The 21,815-nt window shown below is 51.2% G+C and carries 19 protein-coding genes and 2 pseudogenes; 13 read left to right on the top strand and 8 right to left on the bottom strand.

The genetic code is table 11. The annotated features are described in order from the left end of the window. Positions 1–4: 4 nt before the first annotated feature. The 5 genes and pseudogenes from AWJ19_RS13165 (at position 5) to AWJ19_RS13145 (ending at position 4,832) form a co-directional block, all read left to right on the top strand. Positions 5–1,003, top strand: coding sequence for a sugar ABC transporter substrate-binding protein (locus AWJ19_RS13165; RefSeq protein WP_068724329.1), 999 nt, complete (start codon positions 5–7; stop codon positions 1,001–1,003). A 28-nt stretch (positions 1,004–1,031) separates the two neighbouring features. Further along, on the top strand, positions 1,032–2,072 hold the full coding sequence (locus AWJ19_RS13160) for an NAD(P)-dependent alcohol dehydrogenase (protein ID WP_068724327.1): 1,041 nt from the start codon (positions 1,032–1,034) through the stop codon (positions 2,070–2,072). A gap of 265 nt (positions 2,073–2,337) precedes the next feature. Next, positions 2,338–3,080: pseudogene (locus AWJ19_RS13155) on the top strand (metal ABC transporter ATP-binding protein). Beyond that, positions 3,073–3,915, top strand: a complete 843-nt coding sequence (locus AWJ19_RS13150) for a metal ABC transporter permease (protein WP_068724325.1) — start codon at positions 3,073–3,075, stop codon at positions 3,913–3,915. The pseudogene AWJ19_RS13155 and the gene AWJ19_RS13150 overlap by 8 nt, the downstream one beginning before the upstream one ends. Beyond that, positions 3,912–4,832: a zinc ABC transporter substrate-binding protein gene (locus AWJ19_RS13145; protein ID WP_068724323.1), complete on the top strand. Its 921-nt coding sequence runs from the start codon at positions 3,912–3,914 to the stop codon at positions 4,830–4,832. The genes AWJ19_RS13150 and AWJ19_RS13145 overlap by 4 nt, the downstream gene beginning before the upstream one ends. 61 nt (positions 4,833–4,893) lie before the next feature. Here AWJ19_RS13145 and AWJ19_RS13140 read toward each other — a convergent pair whose 3' ends face one another. After that, positions 4,894–6,138, bottom strand: a complete 1,245-nt coding sequence (locus AWJ19_RS13140; RefSeq protein ID WP_068724322.1) for a sialidase family protein — start codon at positions 6,136–6,138, stop codon at positions 4,894–4,896. 178 nt (positions 6,139–6,316) lie between these two features. Here AWJ19_RS13140 and AWJ19_RS13135 point away from each other — a divergent pair, with 178 nt between their 5' ends. The 4 genes and pseudogenes from AWJ19_RS13135 (at position 6,317) to cls (ending at position 10,836) form a co-directional block, all read left to right on the top strand. After that, positions 6,317–6,691: a hypothetical protein gene (locus AWJ19_RS13135; protein ID WP_068724320.1), complete on the top strand. Its 375-nt coding sequence runs from the start codon at positions 6,317–6,319 to the stop codon at positions 6,689–6,691. A 219-nt stretch (positions 6,692–6,910) separates the two neighbouring features. Continuing rightward, positions 6,911–8,149 carry a glycosyltransferase family 2 protein gene (locus AWJ19_RS13130; protein ID WP_068724318.1) on the top strand — a complete coding sequence of 413 codons (1,239 nt, stop codon included), beginning with the start codon at positions 6,911–6,913 and terminating at the stop codon, positions 8,147–8,149. Next, positions 8,146–9,228 carry a glycosyltransferase family 4 protein gene (locus AWJ19_RS13125; RefSeq protein ID WP_068724317.1) on the top strand — a complete coding sequence of 361 codons (1,083 nt, stop codon included), beginning with the start codon at positions 8,146–8,148 and terminating at the stop codon, positions 9,226–9,228. The genes AWJ19_RS13130 and AWJ19_RS13125 overlap by 4 nt, the downstream gene beginning before the upstream one ends. 166 nt (positions 9,229–9,394) lie before the next feature. Beyond that, positions 9,395–10,836, top strand: a pseudogene (gene cls, locus AWJ19_RS13120) (cardiolipin synthase). 57 nt (positions 10,837–10,893) lie between these two features. On the opposite strand, the gene AWJ19_RS13115 reads toward cls, so the two are convergent. The 4 genes from AWJ19_RS13115 to AWJ19_RS13100 form a co-directional block, all read right to left on the bottom strand. Beyond that, positions 10,894–12,654 carry an ABC transporter ATP-binding protein gene (locus AWJ19_RS13115; RefSeq protein ID WP_068724315.1) on the bottom strand — a complete coding sequence of 587 codons (1,761 nt, stop codon included), beginning with the start codon at positions 12,652–12,654 and terminating at the stop codon, positions 10,894–10,896. Further along, positions 12,654–14,405 carry an ABC transporter ATP-binding protein gene (locus tag AWJ19_RS13110; protein WP_068724313.1) on the bottom strand — a complete coding sequence of 584 codons (1,752 nt, stop codon included), beginning with the start codon at positions 14,403–14,405 and terminating at the stop codon, positions 12,654–12,656. Before AWJ19_RS13110 ends, AWJ19_RS13115 begins: the two co-directional genes overlap by 1 nt. A gap of 115 nt (positions 14,406–14,520) precedes the next feature. Next, positions 14,521–15,597 carry a HAMP domain-containing sensor histidine kinase gene (locus tag AWJ19_RS13105; RefSeq protein WP_241781728.1) on the bottom strand — a complete coding sequence of 359 codons (1,077 nt, stop codon included), beginning with the start codon at positions 15,595–15,597 and terminating at the stop codon, positions 14,521–14,523. Next, complete coding sequence (locus AWJ19_RS13100; protein ID WP_068724312.1) at positions 15,594–16,268, bottom strand: response regulator transcription factor; 675 nt, start codon at positions 16,266–16,268, stop codon at positions 15,594–15,596. Before AWJ19_RS13100 ends, AWJ19_RS13105 begins: the two co-directional genes overlap by 4 nt. Positions 16,269–16,423: 155 nt before the next feature. On the opposite strand from AWJ19_RS13100, the gene AWJ19_RS35210 reads away from it, so the two are divergent. Beyond that, complete coding sequence (locus AWJ19_RS35210) at positions 16,424–16,597, top strand: hypothetical protein (RefSeq protein ID WP_157890003.1); 174 nt, start codon at positions 16,424–16,426, stop codon at positions 16,595–16,597. A 75-nt stretch (positions 16,598–16,672) separates the two neighbouring features. Here AWJ19_RS35210 and AWJ19_RS13095 read toward each other — a convergent pair whose 3' ends face one another. Genes AWJ19_RS13095 through AWJ19_RS36580 form a run of 3 tightly spaced genes read right to left on the bottom strand, consistent with a single transcriptional unit; the run spans position 16,673 to position 18,508 of the window. Continuing rightward, positions 16,673–17,314, bottom strand: coding sequence for a TetR/AcrR family transcriptional regulator (locus AWJ19_RS13095; protein WP_068724310.1), 642 nt, complete (start codon positions 17,312–17,314; stop codon positions 16,673–16,675). Continuing rightward, entirely contained in the window at positions 17,307–17,963 is a 657-nt protein-coding gene (locus AWJ19_RS36585; RefSeq protein WP_347231112.1) for an MFS transporter, read from the bottom strand. Before AWJ19_RS36585 ends, AWJ19_RS13095 begins: the two co-directional genes overlap by 8 nt. Continuing rightward, positions 17,888–18,508: an MFS transporter gene (locus AWJ19_RS36580; protein ID WP_241781726.1), complete on the bottom strand. Its 621-nt coding sequence runs from the start codon at positions 18,506–18,508 to the stop codon at positions 17,888–17,890. The genes AWJ19_RS36585 and AWJ19_RS36580 overlap by 76 nt, the downstream gene beginning before the upstream one ends. A 186-nt stretch (positions 18,509–18,694) precedes the next feature. On the opposite strand from AWJ19_RS36580, the gene AWJ19_RS13085 reads away from it, so the two are divergent. The 3 genes from AWJ19_RS13085 to AWJ19_RS13075 are packed head-to-tail and all read left to right on the top strand — an operon-like array spanning position 18,695 to position 21,712. Further along, positions 18,695–19,852: a type III polyketide synthase gene (locus AWJ19_RS13085; RefSeq protein WP_068724308.1), complete on the top strand. Its 1,158-nt coding sequence runs from the start codon at positions 18,695–18,697 to the stop codon at positions 19,850–19,852. Further along, positions 19,839–20,564: a methyltransferase domain-containing protein gene (locus tag AWJ19_RS13080; protein ID WP_068724306.1), complete on the top strand. Its 726-nt coding sequence runs from the start codon at positions 19,839–19,841 to the stop codon at positions 20,562–20,564. The genes AWJ19_RS13085 and AWJ19_RS13080 overlap by 14 nt, the downstream gene beginning before the upstream one ends. Then, a complete protein-coding gene (locus AWJ19_RS13075; protein ID WP_068724304.1) occupies positions 20,561–21,712 on the top strand; it encodes an FAD-dependent oxidoreductase in 1,152 nt (383 codons plus the stop codon). The genes AWJ19_RS13080 and AWJ19_RS13075 overlap by 4 nt, the downstream gene beginning before the upstream one ends. The last annotated feature ends 103 nt before the right edge of the window (positions 21,713–21,815 follow it).

The raw sequence follows: 21,815 nt of genomic DNA, 5'->3' as shown, positions 1-21,815 counted from the left end.
TCATATGAAAAAAACACTGGTAACCCTGGTTTCAATGCTGCTTGTAACGGGAATGCTGGCAGGCTGCGGAAATTCGGATAAGGCAAATTCAGCGAACGGCGGAGAGAAGGCAAACAGCGGCGATAAGGTCTATAAGATTGCTTATATCGCACGTGCCCAGTCCGATTCGTTCGCTGCCTGGCTGGCCAATGCGGTGAAGGAGGAAGCGAAGAAATATCCGGATATCAAGCTCGAGGTCTTCGACGGCCAGGCCAATGATGACAAAGAAAAATCCATGATTGAAAATGCCATCACCAATAAATTTGACCTTGTGATCGTGCAGCCGAACAATGGTGAGGCACAGCGGCCTTATGTTGAAAAAGTTATCAAAGCCGGTAAATTCGCCATCACCACGAACGCCCGGATTAGCGGAATTGAAGGCGCTTCCTCCGTGGATGCCGATCCGTACGAGCAAGCCGGCGTGAACGCCCGCGCCGCACTGGATCAGATCCCGCAAAATGCCAAGGTTGTTGTCCTGAACGGCCCATCCGGCAACTTCCATGCCGACAAGCGCAGAGAAAGCTGGCAGAAGGAGTTTTTTGACAAACGTCCTGATGTACAAATCGTCGGCGAACAGATTGCCAATTGGAACAAGGACGAGGCGATGAAATACATGGAGGACTGGGTCCAGGCGAACGACAAGATTGATGCGGTGATATCCATGAACGATAACATGGCGGCGGGCGCAATCGAAGCCGTTAAGGATAATTCCAAATTTGACGGTATGCTGGCGTACGGGGTGGATGGAACCCTTGAAGCTTTCCAGCTTATTAAAGAAGGCCGGATGACCTCTACATGCCTGCAGAATGCTTTTGAATTGGCCGAGAAGCTTCTGGACACCAGCAGCAAGCTCCTGACCGGAGCGGAAAAGCAGGTGGATACGGATATCGGCAATCCGCTCATTACCAAGGACAACGTTGAGGAATATATCGCATTGCTTGAGAAAGCCGAGGCCTTGAAGTAACAGGCTAATTACGGAAGGAGAAACCATAATGAAGAACAGAGCTTATTACATGACCGAACTCAAGAAGATGGAAATGAGAGAAATCGAAATGCCGGTTCCTGCTGAAGGCGAGGTTATCGTCAAGCTTGAATATGTGGGGATCTGCGGCTCGGATGTGCATTATCTGGAGCATGGCCGGATCGGTGATTTTGTGGTCGAGGGGGATTTTATCCTGGGTCATGAGTGTGCGGGTAAGGTGGTTCAGCTTGGCTCCGGGGTGAAGCATCTGCAGGTCGGTGACCGGGTAGCGCTGGAGCCGGGAATTACCTGCGGCCAATGCGAGTTCTGCAAGAGCGGAAAGTATAATCTGTGTCCTGATGTCAAATTCCTGGCCACTCCGCCTTATCACGGCTGTCTTATGGATTATATTGCATTCCCGGAAAATATGGCATTTAAGCTGCCGGACAACGTCTCCTCAGAAGAAGGAGCGCTGGTTGAGCCGCTGTCTGTGGGATTGCATGCAGCAGCGCAAGGCGGCATCAAGCTGGGCGATCGTGTCGTGATTCTGGGCGCAGGCTGTATCGGGCTTGTTACGCTGCTGGCCTGCAAAGCCTTTGGTGCTACGGACATCGTTGTAGTCGACATTATAGAGAAGCGGCTGGAAGCAGCCAAGCGCCTCGGTGCTACACAGGTTATCAATGCCAGACAGGAAGATGTGCTCGAGGTAATCGCTGCACTGACGGATGGAGCAGGCATGGATAAAGTGATCGAAACGGCCGGCAGTGAGCATACAGTGAAACAGACCCCTTATCTGGTCAAACGGGGCGGCAGCATTGTACTTGTAGGCTTGGCGGCCAAGGATATCATTGACTTTGATTTCATGCAGATTATGTTCAAAGAGGCTGACATCAAGTCGGTCTTCCGTTACCGCAACCTGTATCCAGCCGCAATCGGCGCAATTTCAGACGGCAAAATCGACGTCAAAGGCATCGTTACGCACGAGTTCAGCTTCGAGGAGTCCCAAAGAGCTTTCGATTACGTCATCGACAACAAAGAAGAGGTTGTTAAGGCAGTCATTAAGATGGGATAACTCTGCACTGATAATTTTTTGATACATCTGTAAGCCCAGTCCGTCAAATTGACGGGCCGGGCTTTTTTCACGCTGCAACCATAACGGTATTGTTAGAGATTCCGAAAAATTTAAAATATTATTGACAATTTTCTCTGGGTTAAATATATTGTACCTAAGAATAATTGTTTCCCATAGGAAACAAAGGTTGTACAGAGAAATAATTTTATCCGACTATAAAATAGTTGTGCATGAAAAAGTTCATCGGACAGGAGAGAATACTGTGATCGAAATTAAAGACCTGAATGTTGACTATTTCGGCAACCCGGTACTGGAAAATATCAATCTTGACATCCCCCTTGGCCATTCGGTCGGGATTATCGGGCCCAATGGAGCCGGCAAATCAACCTTTATCAAGGCGCTGCTGGAGGTTGTCAAAAAGCGCAGCGGTACTGTCAAAGTGGAGGGCAGAACGATATCGGGCTACAGGCGCAACATCGCATATGTACCGCAAAAGAACGACATCGACCTTTCATTCCCGATAACCGTGCGGGATACGGTGCTAACCGGTACTTATCCTGGTCTGAAGCTGTTCCGGCGTCCCGGTAAAAAGGAGCAGGAGACCGCTGAGCGCTGCATGGCGATGGTGGATATCGCAGATTTGGCTAACAGGCAGATCAGTAATCTGTCGGGCGGACAACTGCAGCGTGTGTTTATAGCCAGGGCGCTGGCCCAGCAGGCGGAGGTTTTTTCCTGGATGAACCGTTTGTCGGCATTGATTTGGTCAGTGAGACGATTATCGTCAAGCTGCTCAAGCAGCTGCGGGCAGAGGGCAAGACCATCCTTGTCGTTCATCATGACCTGCATGAGGTCGAGGACTATTTTGACAAAATCATCATTCTCAATAAGAAGCTGATTGCCTTCGGCGATGTAGGCGATACGTTCACTACCGATAATATCCGCAAAGCGTATGGAGCTTCCTTGGGCAATGTGATCATCCGAGGGGCGGGGGGTGAGGCGCATGATTAATCTTTTATCCGACTTGCTGGACATTCCCGTGTATGCCCTTAACGCCGGACTGTCGGCGGTTATCCTTGGCATTGTGTCAGGTGCGCTGGGCAGCTTTATCGTACTCCGCAAAATGTCGCTGATGGGCGATGCCTTATCCCATGCCGTTCTGCCCGGGGTCGCGCTATCGTATATACTGGGCATCAACATTCTGCTGGGTGCATCCCTGTTCGGACTGCTAGCAGCCATACTGATTCAATTTATCACCAGCCGCAGCAATATCAAAAGCGATACGTCCATCGGCATCATTCTCAGCTCTTTTTTCGCACTTGGCATCGTTCTGATTACCTTTGCGCGCAGCGGTCTTGACCTGACGCATATTCTTTTCGGCAATATTCTGGCGGTTCCGAAGTCTGAGCTGACCCAGTCTTTTATCATCATGCTGGTTGTCATTGCTATTATCACTTTGTTATACAAGGAGCTGCTGATCAGCTCATTTGATCCGGTGGTGGCCAAGGCTTACGGGCTGAAGACAGGCTTCTATCATTATCTGTTGATGATGCTGCTCTCTGTAGTTACCGTATCCTCGTTGTCACAGGTCGGCATCGTTCTGGTTATTGCAATGCTGGTTATACCGGCAGCTACATCGTATTTGTGGACCAAGACGCTGTTTCACATGATTATACTGGCCTCGGCGGTTGGTGCAGTATCCGGAATAGCCGGTGTCATCGTGAGCTTCCGGTATAATCTGCCGACAAGTGCCACAATTGTACTGGTGGGCATGACCCTGTTTGCTGTTTCCTTCATTTTATCGCCCAAAAACAATTTCCTCGGGAAAGGATTGAAGACACGATGAAAAAAATAATGCTGCTGCCGCTTTCTCTGCTGCTCCTGCTGCTTGCCGCCTGCTCAAATACAACCGCCGGAGGAGGGGAGAAGGATAAGCTGCAGATTGTAGCAACCTATTCCATCATCGCGGATATGGCTGAGAATATTGCCGGCGATAAGGCGGAGGTGTACAGCCTTGTCCCTGTCGGAACAGATCCGCATATGTATGATCCGCTGCCTGCGGATACAAGCAAGGTTTCCGGGGCAGACCTGATCTTTTATAACGGTATGAACCTGGAGACTGGAAAAGGGTGGTTCCAGGATCTGCTCGATGTGACGAACAAGACAGAAGCTGCATTTGCACTTACTGAAGGGGTAGCCCCGATCTATCTGACCGAAAAGGGCAAGGAATCCCAGGTGGATCCCCACGCGTGGCTTGACATCCAAAATGCTGTTAAATATGTAGATATCATCACTGAACAAGTAATTGCGGCGGACCCTGACAACGAAGCTTACTATCGCAGCAATCAGGAGAAATACGTCGGCGAGCTGAACGAACTGGATCAGTATGCCAAGGATGCCGTGCAGCAGCTTCCGCAGGATAAACGCATTCTGGTAACGAGTGAAGGGGCTTTTAAATACTTTTCGAAGGCCTATGGACTGGAATCTGCATTTATCTGGGAGATCAATACCGACAGCCAGGGAACACCGGAGCAGATGAGCCGGATTATCGGAATTATTGAAGATAACAGCATTCCGGCGCTGTTCCTCGAGACGAGTGTAAACCCTAAGACGATGGAGACGGTATCTGCGGAGACTGGGGTGCCGATCCATTCCAAAATCTTCACCGATTCCATTGCCAAGGAAGGTGAGGAGGGAGACACTTACCTTGGGATGATGCAGTGGAATATCGACAAGGTCGTTGAAGGATTGTCAGGGCAATAACCTGTGTATTAAAAATAAACAAGACCGCTCCTGATGCATGTGCGGTCTTGTTGTTATGTCCTCATGTGATCACAATATCCGAATAGCCGGCTGTAATGTTCAGTGATCCTGAATTGGTATCAGCCCAGATTCCGATATATCCTCCGGGCGGTACAGACATAATGTCGATGTAATCGCCGATGAGCGGTACCGGGGTTGGACTGGCGCCGTTGGGGTTAAAGGAAGTATTCGTGATTCTTGTATTGGTAAAGGTCTGGCCGCCGTTGATCGACCGGGCTACATATACATCGAGCAGGAATCCGTTCACCTGGTTGCTGTAATAGATGATATTTACTACACCGAGCAAGGGGTCAACATCGATAGCCGGGAAGAAATTCTGCGATCCGGCGGGTGCCCCCGTGATGCTGACCGGCTCAGACCAGTTTATTCCGGTACTATCCGAGAAGGACATCAGGATATCGGAATAGCCCTGCCGGTAATCCTGCCAGACGGCATACGCCCGGCCTCTGAACGGGCCGACAGAACGGTCGGTCGATACATTGGCGAAGGTCAATACCCGGAATGCATAGCCTGGAACAGGCAGTACTGTCGGCACCGGAACAATAGGAGAGACCAGAACAGGAGGGCCAAAGGTTGTGGCTCCATCCCGCGAGACTCTGATAACGAACCGGAAGGTCGGATTCACCGTGATCCAGGCGGCGTAGACATTGCCGACCAGATCTACCGCCACATCCGGACGCTCCACCTGTTCAGCATCGCTTGACAGTAATACCGGCTGATTCCAGGTCGCTCCTCCATCCTGGGAACAGCTGAGGAAGGCTGTTGAATTCCCGCCGTTGGCAACATTAAACTGATGATTATAAGTGACATAGATATTGCCCAGATAAGGGCTGGACTGTCCGACATCAACAAGCACATTGGTCTCATCATTATTAATGTAGGTTCCGAAGCCCCTGTTGACAATAACAGGCGGACTGAAGGTGACCCCGTTATCGGTTGAAGTGTAGATAACCGTTGTTCCATCCGAGGCACCCGGAAAAACATGGGCAGTTATTACAAAGATATTCGGGAAGCCGTAAGCAACATAGGGGGCTTCAGCTCCAGTGAACCCCGGCGGCAGCGGCAGAGTGGTCGATGTCCAGTTAGCCCCGCCGTCCAGAGACCGGTATACTCCGGTCTGGGGAGTGCCCGAAGTAGTATCCACAGCAACCGCAACCATTACCTGGGGAAGCAGGAGATTCACGGCGATGGCAGGCTCGAACTTTGCAAATACCCCGCTTGTGACCTCAAAGTTAAAATTCGTCATCCAATCACTCCTCTCCATACTTATACATGCTTGTTGTTACATAATATGGTCATTCGCAGATTAAGAGTGTGCATTCGAACAGGTGGAGCATAATCCATGATTGCCCCGAGTCTTCTGTCTCAATTCATCTGCTGCAGGCGCGAATAGAATGATAGAAAACAGGAAGGGAGTGAACAGCATGCCTTATTCATCAGGAATGATCACGAATACCCGGGTAACCGGCACAGCTGCCAGTTTTATCGCAGTCAGTTCCCGTAACCTGAGCAGTGCGGCGGCTACGGTTGTGGTTGAAATATTTGCCGTACCGACGTCTACCCTTACACTGACCCCGATCTATGTCTCCAGCTATACGGTGCCGGCATTTACTGCCGATATCAGAGAATTCTTTATCGCCGGTAACGTTGCATATGAAGTGCAGATTGACAACACCGATCCTTTATCGGTCGTTGCCTTCTCTTCCTACGGCCTCGACGAGTCCGGTAATCTGGTTGTCGAGCAGCGGGTGCTGCAGTCCGAATTTACAGAAATATCTGCCTTTTCACTGCCGATTTAGTAATGCTTAGGGCAGCTGCAACAGCGGATCTGTCTTGAACCCGAGACAGATCCGCTTTGTTGGGCAGTTTCCGGGTTTCCCCAGACCAAATCCCTGGGCCGGTATACATAAGAGACCTCACTTTGTGGGGTTATTTATCATGTTTAGGGCGATTCACACAGGCAATCCGCTGATTTTCCAATAAACTAATGACAAAGCTGTTTAAAGGGGGAGGAAGGATTGACGGATGTTGGGATTGTGATGCCGGTTTATATCCAGAATCCGGATTTCCTGCGGCTGGCGCTGGAGTCTGTATTAAAGCAAACGTTCACCGGGTTCCGGCTTGTCGTTGTCATTGACGGAGCTATGGACATGCAGCCGCTGGTGAGCCGTTTTACTGCCGGCGACCCGCGGGTATCCATCATCTCTTATCCGGTAAATGAAGGTGTTGCCCACGCCCTGAACACCGGATTTGATGTGCTGTTTGAAGATCCGCAGATCAGGTATCTGACCTGGGTTTCCAGTGACAATATTTATGATCCGCTCTTTCTGGAGGTGCTGCGCAGAGCACTTGTTAAGGGATCGCCTGAGCTGGGGCTTGTCTACAGCTCTTTCAGAACTATTGATAATGACGGTAAGCAGCTGGATGACGAGCACAAACTGGCTGCTCTGCGGCAGTATCAGGGGCAGCCCAAGAAAAAGCTGCTTGACTCTTCAATCATTGGCGTATCGTTCATGTATAAAGCAGAAGCCGCCAAAAAAACAGGCGGCTACCGTATGCAGCCGGTTGAGGATTACGATTACTGGCTGCGGCTGGAGGAGCATTGTGATATCCGGTTCCTGCCGGTGGAGCTGATGGATTACCGGGTTCATTCGTCCCACAGCGTCTCTGCCCAGTTAACCAGCAAGGAGAACCACCGCAAATGGAGATATACCTATCATCTGACCCGGCTTCAGGCCCGCAGCCGCCGCGGGATCCCGCCAGCCCTCACGATACTATACCCTGTGGCGGCACCTGACCCGCATCATGTTTATGCAATCGAGAACATATATGAACAGACGTTCAGCAACTACATTTTCCGGATTATAGACTTGTCTCCTGACAACCAGGCTTCTGCCGGATTGGCAAGCATCAGTCACCCCATTACCGAGTTTGTCTGGCTGCCGGGAGCCTCGGTCAAACACGCGCTTTACCGGATGCTGCTGGGAATTGAAACGCCTTATACACTGCTTTTCGGTCCGAAGCTGTTTATCGCCTACATGGATATAGAATATCTGATGACCGGACTTATCAAGCATGGGGAGACCTCCATCTCCAATTACTATACGGAGGACCACTCCCGGATCGGTTACCGCAGCAGAGGTGTTCCCTCGGTAAAACAGACGCTGAGTAATGAGCTGTTCAAAACTGAGGCACTGCTTGAATTATATCAACAGAAGATGGTTCAAAATCATCCCGAAAATGAGTGGTTGCGATGAAAATACTGTTTACGTTCTATAACCCTAGCGGAGGGATGGAAACCTTGAACCGGATCCGCTGTGAAGCCTTGGCTGCCAGGGGGATCGAATGTCATCTGCTGTATACTCATCCGGGGGAAGGGCAGAAGAATATCCGGAATATTCCAGTTCATATCATCCGCAATGATGGAGCACTCATGAATCTGCTGGCTGTCCATACCTTCGATCTGATTGTGGTATGTACAGATATTGATCTGGCGGTGAGAATCCGGCAGCATGGATATTCCGGACTCCTTGTTTTTGAACTTCAGGGACTAGGACAGATAGAGGAAGCAAGGTTGGTCATCGCCGACTTCTCGGCACGGATCAGGCAATATACAAATGCGCTGCTGTATCCGGAGACTGCACATTTACAGCAGCTCCTGATGGAGCATCTGCCGGAGATGCCGCACTTCTGCTTCGATGACCCTGTGGGTCTTGCCAATTTTGAATATACGGCTTACCCTGCAAGGAAATACCCGGTGTTAGCCTGGGTTGGCCGCCTGCAGAAGAACAAGAACTGGAAGGAATTTCTGCAGATTGGCCTCCAGCTGCTGCATATTCAGCCTCAGCTGTACCTCTGGATGTTCCAGGATGATACCTTGTACGATCCGGAGGAAAAAGCAGCATTCGAGCAATTTGTCGCCGAGACAGGTCTGGCTTCCAGGCTGATTCTGTATTCCAATATCCCTCATGAACATATGGCGGATTATATGAGCATTATCGGAGATTCGGGAGGACTGTTATGCTCGACCTCGATTCTTGAGGGCTTCGGCTATGCCGTTGCGGAAGCGATGCTGTGCCGCTGCCCGGTGCTGTCCAGCGACTCCGACGGCATCCGCAGAATGGTTATCCATAATATGACCGGGAAGATATACAGGGTAGGCCAAATTCCTGACGCTGTATCCGCTGCGGCTTCCTTAATGTTCGACCAGCCTCTGAGGGCTTCAATCCGCAAGAAGGGGGAGCAGCATATCCGCCGCAACCTCAGCCCGGAGCTGTACGTATCCAGATTCCTGAAGATGTACAGGACACTTGCCGCCAAGGCGGGGACCCGTTAGAACGAAAAAGCAAACCCTCATTATAGAACCCCCTGCATAGGCCGATGCTTAGAGCAGGGGGCTGTTTGGTTATTAATAGCTATCACAAAATGTTATTGACCCGCAAAGCAATGATATCTACAATTTGAAATGACACAACATACAGCAGAAAGGGGTTCAGGCGGCAATGGACTGGAGCAGCATCTTCACTCTAATTGTATCTATTATCACCATACTTAATATTATTCTGGCCGGAGTCGTCGTCTTTATCGAGCGCAGGGACATCGGGTCTACCTGGGCCTGGCTCATGGTCTTGTTTTTCATCCCGGTAGGCGGCTTTCTCTTCTATGTGTTTTTCGGAAGACAGCTCAAGAAGCGCAACTTCTACGCGCTGAGTGCAGAAGAACGGATTTATCTGCAGGCGGCCATTGATGAGCAGGTCATGACGGTGGATTACCAGGGGGGCTTACTGCCAAATATGCAGATTTGCTCAAAATGAACTTGCGCTCCTCCAACGCCCTTATTACGTCCGACAATGAGATTGAGATTTTTGATGACGGGGAAGCCAAGTTCAATGCCATGTTCCAGGATATCCGCAATGCGACTAAGGAAATCAATGTGCAGTATTATATCATTCAGCCGGATGCGCTGGGCCGCAGACTGCGGGACGAGCTGACCGCCAAGGCCAAAGCAGGCGTTACGGTAAGGCTGCTGTATGATGAGATCGGCTCGCGGCAGACTTCACGCGCTTTTTTCAAAGACCTGATCGCACATGGGGGCAAGGTAGAGGTGTTCTTCCCGTCACTGTTCCGGCTGATCAATCTGCGGATCAACAACCGTAATCACCGCAAGCTATGTATCATTGACGGAGAGATTGCCTATATCGGCGGATTTAATGTCGGGGATGAATATCTTGGACTGGACAAGAAAATGGGGTATTGGCGCGATACCCACTTCCGGATGAAGGGCAGTGCGGTCAATCAGATTCTCGGCAGGTTTCTGCTGGACTGGAACAAGGCAGCTCCCCGGGGAGAGGAAGAATCCGAGCAGCTCCCGCTTCCTATGGAGAAGCACACAGGCAGCAGTGTGGTACAGATTATCTCCAGCGGACCCAACTCCCAGACAGAGCATCTCAAGAATATGTACCTCAAGCTAATTGCCTCAGCCAAAAAGAGCATCTACATCCAGACTCCCTATTTCATACCTGATGCCAGCTTTATGGATGCCTGCAAAATAGCCCTGCTCTCCGGGGTAGATGTGCGCATCATGATCCCGAACAAGCCTGACCATATGTTTGTGTATCCGGCCACGCTGTCGCATGCCGGTGAGCTGCTGCCGTACGGGGTCAAAATCCTTCAGTATGAGAAGGGGTTCATGCACGCCAAAACTATCGTTGTGGACCAGGAAATTGCCTCGGTCGGTACTACGAACATTGATACCCGCAGCTTCCGTCTGAATTTCGAGGTTAACGCGCTTGTCTGCGATGACAGGATTGCCAGCGAGCTCCATGAGCTGTTCCTGAAGGACAGCATGTCCTGTACGGAGCTGACGCTTGAGCGGTATGAGGCCCGTCCGAAGCTGCTGAAGTTTAAAGAGGCTGTAGCGAGGCTGCTGTCTCCGATTCTGTAGCACAAATAAAGGGTGTCCCATCCGGGGACACCCTTTATTTGTACGTTAATCCAAGAATTAAGAGGCTTGTTCAAACTGGCTGTTATACAGCTCCGCGTAGAAGCCGTTCTTCGCAAGCAGCTCGCTGTGGCTGCCGCTCTCCAGTATATCGCCGTCCTTCAGCACCAGAATGACGTCGGCATTCTTGATCGTAGACAGGCGATGGGCGATAACGAAGGAGGTTCTGCCTTCCATCAGCTTATCCATTGCCTGCTGGATCAGCAGCTCTGTCCGCGTATCGACCGAGCTGGTAGCCTCATCCAGAATGAGCATCGGCGCGTTTTTCAGCATCGCCCGGGCAATCGTCAGCTGCTGCTTCTGGCCGGCAGAGAGATTGACCTTATCACTCAGCACCGTATCGTAGCCGTGGCTCAGGGTCTGAATGAAATGATGCAGGCCGACAGAGCGGCAGGCTGCCTCGATTTCGGCATCGGTTACGCCTGTTTTGTTATACACCAGATTCTCTCTCACCGTTCCTTCAAACATCCAGGTATCCTGCAGCACCATACAGAAGAGATCGTGAATGTTCTCCCGGGTCAGGCTGCTGATCGGAGAACCGTCGATGTAAATTTCCCCGCCGGTCAGCTCGTTGAAGCGGATCAACAGGTTAATCAGTGTAGTTTTGCCTGCACCGGTCGGGCCGACGATGGCAATCTTCTGGCCGGGCAGTACCTCGGTTGAGAAATCCTTAATAACCAGATTGTCTGTTTCTTCATATGCAAACTGCACATGCTCAAAGGTAACATGGCCCTCAGCGGTGACCAGCCTGGTTTTCTTGTGATCTTCATTATCCATTTCCGCTGCATCGAGAAATTCAAATACGCGCCGGCTTGCAGCGGAAGCGGCCTGCAGATTCTGTGCGGCCTGTGCCATCTGGGCTAGCGGCTGGGTAAAGAAACGGACGTACATAATGAAAGCGACAATGACGCCGAAGGAAATGGATCCGTTAATCGCCAGTACAGCGCCGACAACACAGACAGCCACATACCCGAGATTCCCGATGAAGGTCATCAGCGGCATCATCAGACCGGAAAGAAATTGCGCTTTGAAGGCGCTCTGCTTCAGCGACTGGTTCAGGGAGTCAAAAGTTTCACGCATCTGAGCTTCCCCATTGTAGGCTTTTACAACGGTATGTCCGGTATAGACCTCCTCGACATGCCCGTTGATTTTACCCAGGAATTCCTGCTGGCTCTGAAAATATTTCTGTGATTTCTTCATAATGACGGACATCAGGCCAAAGCCGATCAATGTAGCTGCGATTCCCGTGAGAGTCATTATCACATTGGTCTTGAACATCATGATCATGGAGCCGGCGAACAGGGCGATTGCGGTGACCAGGGTACCGACACTCTGGTTCAGCGCCTGGCCGATGGTATCCACGTCGTTCGTAACCCGGGACAGAATATCGCCGGTCGCAGACTTATTATAGTAGGAGATCGGCAGACGGTTCATTTTGCGGGACAGGTCGCCTCTCAGGCTCCTGGACACTTTTTGCGTGACCATTGACATGATAAGGCCTTGGCCCAGTGACAGCACAGCGCTAAGCGCATAAATGAAGATAAGGAAAAATCCGATTGAAGCAACAGCATCCAGATCAATGCCTGTAGCGATGCCTGCGGTGATCAGATCGGTCAGCTCCGAGAGCTGGTCCGGCCCAAGCAGTGTGAGGATGGTACCCGCAGCTGCGCTTACGACCGCAATCAGAATGACAGGAATATGCGACCGGCAATATTGGAGAAGCCGGCTCCAGGTGCCGGGCTGTTCCGAGTTCTTTTTCATTAGGCAAGCTCCTCCTTAGACAGCTGTGAATAAGCGATTTCCTGATAAATGCTGCAGGATTCCATCAGCTCATCATGTGTTCCCATACCGGCGATCTGCCCGGCTTCCAGGACGATGATCTTATCCGCATCCTTGATCGTACCGATCCGCTGTGCAACGATCAGCATGGTTGTACCGCGGGATTCCTTTTTCAGTTCGCTGCGCAGTTTACGGTCAGTCTTGTAATCCAGCGCGGAGAAGGAGTCGTCGAAGATCAGAATTTCCGGACGGCGGGCGATGGCCCGGGCGATGGACAGCCGCTGCTTCTGGCCGCCGGACAGATTGGTTCCGCCCTGGGCGATATGGGCATCGTAGCTGCCGTCCATTTTCTCTACGAAATCTGCGGCCTGTGAGGTATAGACGGCATCCACCACATCGGAATTCAGATCACGTCCGTTATCACCGAAGGCGATGTTCGAGGTTACCGTGCCGCCGAACAACACTGCTTTTTGCGAGACATAGCCCATTTTGTTGCGCAATGCACTCTGTTCATACTGATTTACGTTGATACCGCCGACAAGCACTTCACCGGATGTAACATCGTAGAAGCGTGGAATCAGGTTGACTACAGTGCTTTTGCCGCACCCGGTTGAACCAATAAACGCTACCGTTTCGCCCTTCTTGGCTGTAAAGCTGATGTTCTTGAGTACATAATCTTCGGCATCTGGGTATTTGAAGCTGACATTCCGGAATTCCACCTCGCCGGCGTGACTGGAAGGAGCTGCCGTAAGTGAACCGTCAGTCAGGCTCGGCCGGGTCTCCAGCACCTCGTTAATCCGCTTGGCCGAGACATGGGCACGGGGCATGAGAATAAAGATGATGATCAGCATCATAAAGGCCATAACGACCTGCATCGCATAGGATGAAAAAACAATCATATCGGAGAACAGGCCCATCTTGGCGCCGGCATCGGCAGATTGGATCATCACTGCGCCGATCCAGTAAATCGCCAGACTGAGGCCGCTCATAATCAGGGTAATGCTCGGCATCATGGCAGATAATACATTGTTTGCGAACAGATTGGTCCGGGTCAGCTCATCGTTCGCTGTGCCAAATTTGTCCTCTTGATATTTTTCAGCATTATAAGCACGGATTACCCGCATTCCTGTAAGATTCTCTCTGGCTACACGGTTCAGATTATCCGTCAGCACCTGCAGCTTCTGGAATTTCGGCATCACCAGTACCACACAGATGCCGACAATGACGATCAGGACTCCGACGGCTGTGCCTGTGGCCAGCGACCACTGCCAGCTTTTTCCGGTAATTTTGAGAATCGCCCAAACGGCAAGGAGGGGAGCTTTGATCAGCAGCTGCAGGCCGATAACAATCAGCATTTGCACCTGGGTAATGTCATTGGTTGAACGGGTGATCAGACTTGCGGTTGAGAAGCTGTTGATTTCCTCCATCGAGAAGGATTGTACCTTGTTAAACAGTCTGGAACGCACTCTGGCAGAGAAGTTGGCTGCAATTTTCGCCGCAATCCCCGCGACAATGATGGAAGTAGCCAGACTTCCCAGCGCACAGAGAAGCATCCAGCCCCCGGTGGCGGCAATCTCGGACATCTCACTTCCGGGTGTCTGGATTAGCCGGGTGATATCGCTCATATAATCAGGCAGCTCCAGATCGAGCCAGACTTGAGCGACGATGAACAGGACGCTGAATGCGAATAAGACCCATTCCTTTGGCTCAAGATGTTTAAGCAGTTTAATCATAAGCGTGACTCCTTTAAGTGATATGGGATGTTGCTTGTAGCATAGCGGAGGAAGATAAACTGAACATTAACTTTTCTGAAAACAGCAAAAAACCCTGAAACAACATGGGGTTGTTTCAGGGCTGAAGGTGTCCTGCAGGCAAGGTTACGATAAACTCTGTTCCCTGGAAGGGTAGACTTTCACATGTAATGGTTCCGCCGTGCAGCTGTACTATCTTGCTGACGATAGTTAAGCCGAGGCCGTTGCCAGCAGTGGAGTGGGAAGTATCCTGTTGATAAAATTTATCGAATATTTTGGGCAGAGCCTCGGGTGAAATGCCGGGTCCATTATCTCGGAATTTAAAAGCTATACCGCCATTTTGCCTGTTCATGCTTATTCCGATTTCGCCGCCCTCCGGCGTGAACTTGATGGCATTATCCAGCAGATTCAGCCAGACCTGATTGAGCAGCTCCTTATTGCCTTCGAGCTCATAGTCATGCAGGTCCACATTCAGGGCAAGTTGCTTTTTCTCAAATTTGGCCGTCAGCAGCAGCACGCACTGGCGGAGCTGCTCCCCGGCATTGAAGCTTTTTTTGTCGGTCAGAATCGTTTGGGTCTCGATCTTGGACAGCTCCAGAACGTTTGAGGCGAGCGAGGCCAGCCGGGCGGATTCCTCAATGACGATATCCAGGTATTCGTCCCGTTCCTCTTTGGGAAGGTCGTCATGCTTGAGCATTTCGGCAAAGCCCTTGATCGAGACAATCGGGGTTTTAAATTCATGCGAGAAATTGTTTATAAAATCAGTGCGCAGAATCTCGATTCCGCCCAGTTCCTCAGCCATCCGGTTGAAATTCTCGGAGAGAATCCGGAATTCCGGCGGCCTTGTAAGCTGCAGCCGCATGGAGAAGTCGCCGCCGGCCAGCCGGTCTGTTGCATCAATAAAGGTACGGATCGATTTTACCATCCGGCGGCTGGTTACAGCCGATATAGCCGTGCCGATGATAGTGCATGCGATCAGGATGAGCAGGGGGACAACGGAACCGTCCTTGATAATCTCCTCATTGATCAGGCCAAAGACATCTGCCAGATAGAACAGAAGGCCGGTAACAATTACCGTTATCAGAAAGATAGAAAAAACCGCAAGAGAGAAGATGAGCGGGAGGCTGAGCCTGCTGCCTAGCTTTTTGCCTATTTTGCTGCCTAATTTGATCAAGTCTTCTTCACCGCCTTGTACCCGAGACCGCGCACCGATACCAGCTCAAATTCAGGATAGGCTTCAAAGCGCTTCCGCAGCCGGTTAATATGCACATTTACTGTGGTGTCTGCACTCTCATTATCCATTCCCCAGATTTCATCCATCAGCTGGATGCGCGTAAAAATCCGGTCCGGGTAGGACAGCAGCTTGTACAGCAGATAAAATTCCTTTTGGGGCAACGTCTGCCGTTCATGCTCCCGGGTTACTGTAAGAGCCTCGTAATCGAGAATAACCTTGCCGATCACCAGCTTTCGGGCAGTGGCAATCTGAGAACGCCTCAGCAGGGCCTGAATCCGCAGCAGCATTTCTTCCGTGTCGACCGGCTTGGTCATATAATCATCAGTTCCCAGCCGGAAGCCTTTTTTCTTATCCTCCGGAAGATGCTTGGCCGTCGCCATCAGGATTGGAATCTGGCTGTTCGCAGCTCTGACTTCTGCGGCAAATTCGTAGCCGTCCATACCGGGCATCATAATATCCAGAATGATAAGATCAATATGCTGTGCATCAAGCACATCCAGGGCTTTATGCCCGTCCTCAGCCGTAAAAACGTCATAGCCTTCACGCTTCAACACGGCTTCAAGCAGTCTTCTGACATGCTTGTCATCTTCCACTACAAGAATACTGATCATGTCACAGGTTCACTCCATATCGGGATTAAGCTGATTAAAAGGTTCAGAGCCATAGTATCATCTTTATTTTGCTTTGAACAAGCGGCTGTATAAAAACCCTGAAACCGCAGTACCCTATAAGGGCAAAATGATGCCTCAAAGGAGATGTGCATACTATGGGAAAACAGACGAAAGCGACACCCGTAACCAAGGATAATCCGAACAAGACAGCTTCTGCCTTAGCCATTCCGTCCAATAAGAAGGAAACGGAGTTTGCAGACGAGCTTACAAGCAGTGATATCGAATCTGCCTTCAAAAATCCGGTTACCGGTGAAGAGCGGATGTACTAAAACTCCTAAAAAACAGCTGCAGACCAGGACGGGGAACAGGTCCGGGATGCAGCTGTTTTGCTAGATGATCTTACTTTAAAAGTCTGCACTCAAGTGCTCAATCAATATCCCTGCAAAACGGCGGGCAATCCTTATTTCCGGCTTTCCCTTCTGGCCGTCTTGTCCTGCACTCATGCACATTTTCTGAAGCAGGGCCATCATCGAGGTGAATATAAAATGGGCGGTCTCAAGCGGCTCCGGGTCCTGCAGCAGAGATCCGTCCTTCATACCGGCTTCCAGCGCATTCATTAAGAAATGCTGTTCCTTTTCGCGCCCGATAAAAGCCTCATATTCTGTTTTTAGTGCTGTTCCCGCTTCATAAGCCTCGTAATGCAGGTCAAACAGAAGAATGAACCGGATGCAGCCCGGATGGGCAGCACCATACTCAATCCATGCATTCAGCATAGAGACAAGCATTTCCCTGCCGCTCATACCGGCTGATGATGCTTTTTTGACGTATCCGGTCATGTTCTCCAGAATTTCTACCTGCACTTCAAAGACCAGCTCGTCAATGGACTGAAAATGCTTATAGAAGGTCACCCGGCTTATTCCTGCCAGACTGCATATTTCCTTTACATTTACTTTGAGGAAGCTTTCCCTGATAAACAGCTCTTTTGCGGCAGCTATCAGGTCTTCACGGTTTCTGGTTTTGAGGTTGTTATGCCAGGTTTCAGTCATGGGCCGCCGTCCGTTTCTGTTGGTTATTCGAAGTATGAACCGTTAAGAAGAGTGCAGAGGCAAGAATGCCTGCCCCTAAAATGTAAGGCATATGGATATGCCAGTCAAACAGCTGACCTGCAATAACCGGTCCAAGGATGCTTCCTATACTGGTGTAGGTTGTGCTTAAACCGGCTGCATAACCCTGACGGTCACCGGCAGCGTTGGCAATAATCGTGCTTAGTGTTGGCCTCAAAAAAGCATTAAAAGCAAAGAATAACCCCGACACCAGCAGCAGATACCCGAGATTAACCGTAACGAGCATTAACAACAGGGCTGCGGCGGTCATTACCAGTGAGATGCGGATCAGCTTCATTTCGCCGAGTCTTTTGATAAAGCGGTCCAGCAGCCACACCTGTACTATGATTCCAATCACCGCGCCGACCGTAATCAGCACTGAGATTTGCGCGGCATCATAGCCATATTTCTGTTCTACAAAAAGGGCATACACGGTTTCATAATTCATCAGCCCGAAGGTAATGATTAAGATAAGCAGCAGGTACTGGAAGTAGGAGGTGCGGAAGGAATTGCGGATCATGCCGGTAACCGATTCCCGCCGATCCGGCTGCCCTGCAGCAGCACGCATCTCCCGCGGAAGCGTTTCAGGCATAAAGAAGCACAGCAGCATGGCGATAAAACCCAGTCCTCCGGCAAAAAATAGGGAACACGGATACCCAGTTCCGCAATCAGCCCGCCTAACCCGGGGCCCAGCACCATCCCGAGGTTCATTGACGCCCCCAGATAACCCATGCCCTTGGCCCGGGTATCCGGAGTGGTCATATCAGCTACGTAAGCCATATTGGCCGGAACCATGATCCCGACCCCGATTCCCCCGATAAACCGGGCTATGTACAGAATCGTGAGTGTATCTCCGACAGCAAACATAAGGTCGGAAATGACGGTCAGCAGCAGACCGGCAATCAGCATCGGCTTCCGGCCCAGACGGTCTGAGAGCTGTCCGCCGACAGGAGAGAAAATAAATTGCGCAGCCCCGAATGCGGCTATGAGGTATCCGGCCGCGGCTCCGGCTGCGTTGAACTGCTTCAGGTATTCAGGGAGTATGGGTATAACCATGCCTTGACCAAGCAAAGCGATAAACAGATTCAGCATAAGAATGAATAAGTGAAATTTGGCAGACTTGGACAAACCGCTCATAGGGTTGCCTCCTTCATGGTTTACACAGTGATAACAATAACACAGTGTAAACCATAATAAGCGAAAACCTGAAAACTTACAAGCCTTATTCAGGTGTCCGGCACGATTCCGGATTACAAAAGGCCTGATCAGGGTAAACATTGTTAATTCAAATGCAACCCAAAATTCATTAACGGAGGCTGAAATATGACACAACTGAACAGTAATACCGGAGCAGCGATTCTCGGAATGGGTACCGCCCTGCCGCTGTATTCGATAGCGCAGGCAGATGTAGCCGAGCTGATCGCCTCATCGCTGCAGGACAAGCCGGATCTGGCCCGTTTTGCCAGGAGAATCTTCAAATCCTGCGGAGTCGAGAACCGTTATACCTGTGATGACAGCTACCTTGGGACAGCAGATACCTGCCGTTACCTCCCCTCGGGTGACCGGACGGATATTCCTACAACAGAGGAGCGGATGAAGAAATATCAGCAGGAAGCACCTCCGCTGGCTTTGGAAGCTGCCAAAAGATCCCTGCAGGATGCGAATCAGGCTCCCGGTGAAATCACACACCTGATTACTGTCAGCTGTACCGGGCAGTATCTGCCTGGCCTGGATGTCATGCTGATTAAAGAGCTTGGGTTGTCCCCGCGTGTGAACCGGCTTCCGTTAATGTTTCAGGGCTGCGCGGCCGGATTAAAAGCAATCCAGATGGCCCGGGATGTGGTGCTTGGTGCGCCAGGCTCGAAGGTGCTTGTTGTCTGCGTTGAGCTGTGTACGCTCCATTTTCAGCCGGTAAAAGAACGCGAAGCCTTGTTTGCAGCCTCCTTTTTCGGTGATGCTTCTGCTGCCTGTGTGATAGGTGAACCTGGGATAAGCCATAAGCATTGCCTCAGCCTGGGCAAGGGTTACTCTGTATTGCTCCCGGATTCCACAGAGGACATGACCTGGGAGGTAGGCAATACCGGGTTCGATCTATATTTATCTCCGCGGATTCCGAAGCTGCTGGGAACCCACCTGGAAGCAGAGCTTGGCCAGCTGCTGGGAGACAGCCCGCTTCCGGAGCTGTGGGCCATTCATCCGGGAGGACGGGGTATTGTCGATTCCGTACAGGAGGTTATGAAGCTAAGTGATGAGCAGACGCGGTACAGCAGGGAAATTCTGAGAACCGCAGGCAATCTGTCCTCCGTCACCATTCTGTTTGTGCTTGAGTCCATGCGCCGGGAGATGGAAGCCCGTAACGAAAAGACGAAGGAAGGAGTGGCAATGGCCTTTGGACCGGGCTTGACCGCCGAGCTGATGTCCTTCGCCTATGTTCCGGCGTATTCACCTTCCTATCAGGAGGCAGGCCATGCCATTTTTTAGAGCCTTATCGGTGCGTGCCAAAGAGGATGAGCTGATGGACGATTTCTCCATGGGCGGGGAAGAGCTCAGTGAAGCCCTGAAGCATCTGCGGCGGCTGAACCGGATTTTCGCTGCACCCGGCCCAACAAGGGATGGGGTAGAGAAGCTCTGGCAGGCGATCGGACAGCCGCAGAAGCTAAGTATCCTCGATGTCGGCGCCGGTTCTGGTGATGTCAATGTGAAGCTCCTGGAATGGGCCGACCGGAAAGGGATTGAGCTTGATATCATTCTGGTTGATATGACCGAGGAAGCCTGTGAAGAAGCCAGGCACCTGTTCCGGCACGAGCCGAGAGTGAGTGTGATGCGGGCTGATCTGCAGGAGCTTGACGATGCTTCGGCTGATATTGTAACCGGTTCCCAGTTTGTACATCATTTTGACGGCCAGCAGCTGGTGGATATGGTGGACCATATGCGGAGAGCGTCAAGGTACGGTGTGGTGATCAATGATATACACCGTCATCCGGTATCGTATACCGCAGTATGGGTGGTGACCCGGGTGATTTCGCGCAACCGGTATATTAGGCACGATGGCCCGTTGTCGGTTGCGAAAGGCTTTAAGGGGAGGGACTGGCAGGAGTTAAAGCGTAAGCTGCAGGCCGATGCCATGACCTATACCTGGAAGCCGCTGTTCCGTTATTCCGTAGTAATCCCGAAGCAGGTGATCAGCCGATGATGAAGCAGGCGGATGTCATAGTAGCCGGTGCCGGAATTGCCGGGAGCAGCAGTGCCCTTCAGTTGGCCCGTCTGGGTCACCGGACGATTCTGCTGGACCGTCAGGAATTCCCCCGGCACAAAACCTGCGGGGAGTTCATGTCCCCCGAGACGAAGGAAATGCTGGAGGTACTGGGCATTAATCTTGCGGAGCATACTCTAGCCCCGGGGAGGATGGACAAAGCCCGCATTATCATGCCCCATGGCGGGGAAATCGGGGCGCCGCTGCCTGGGAATGCAGCCGGAATAAGCCGGTATGAGCTCGACCGGATTCTCCATGAGAAAGCACAGTCGGCAGGGGCAGAAATTGTAACCAAAGCTGTGGTTACGGGAATCCGCAAGCTGGATGATAACCGTTATGAGGTGGAAACCAGACAGGGGGACAGCAAGGTTTCATACCTGGCCCGCGCTGTCATCGGCGCCTACGGAACCAAGAAACCTCGGGGCGTGGCTGCCTCAGCAAAAGATACAAGAGATGATACCGTCTATATCGGAATTAAATCCCATTACAGCGGTATCGCCATACCGGATCAGGTAGAGCTGTATTTCTGTGAAGGGGGGTACATCGGGATTTCCCCCATTGAAGAGGGGAAAGTGAATATTGCAGCGCTGCTGACCCTGGATTCCGTTCAAGGCAGCGGAAAATCTGTGCAGGAGATTCTGCAGACAGCCGCCCGGAGTAACCTCCGGCTGGCTGACAGACTGGCGGAAGGAACGCCTGTGACTGGCACCCAGGTATCCATCGCACCAGTCCGTTTATCGGACACCCCCGAGCCTTGGTCGGAATTTCCGCATATCGGTGATGCCATGCTGATGATCCCGCCGCTCTGTGGAGACGGAATGTCGATTGCCTTGCGTTCCGCGCTGATCTGCTCAGGCTGGACCGACCGTTACCTTAAAGGAATGATCAGCTATGAGGAGTGGCAGAACGGATATTCGGCGGAAGCAGACCAGACCTTTACCCGGCTTCTAAGGCGGGCACGGAGAATTCAAAGGTTGGCTTTCTCCAGAACCAACAGGCTGTACCCCGGTCTGGCGAGGGTTTTCCCGGGTCTGGCCAGGTATGTAGTCAAAGCAACGCGATTGTCGGAGACCGGAATGGCCCGGTAAGAAACAGCCACTTCAAGCCGCCTGTATGGCGGTTTTTTATATGCATAATTTTATTACAATAATAATATGTTTATATAGAATATATATTTATTGAATATCGATA

Source organism: Paenibacillus sp. DMB5 (genome assembly GCF_001517085.1).
GTDB lineage: Bacteria > Bacillota > Bacilli > Paenibacillales > Paenibacillaceae > Paenibacillus_AQ.
This window is presented reverse-complemented; position numbering and strand designations above follow the sequence as displayed.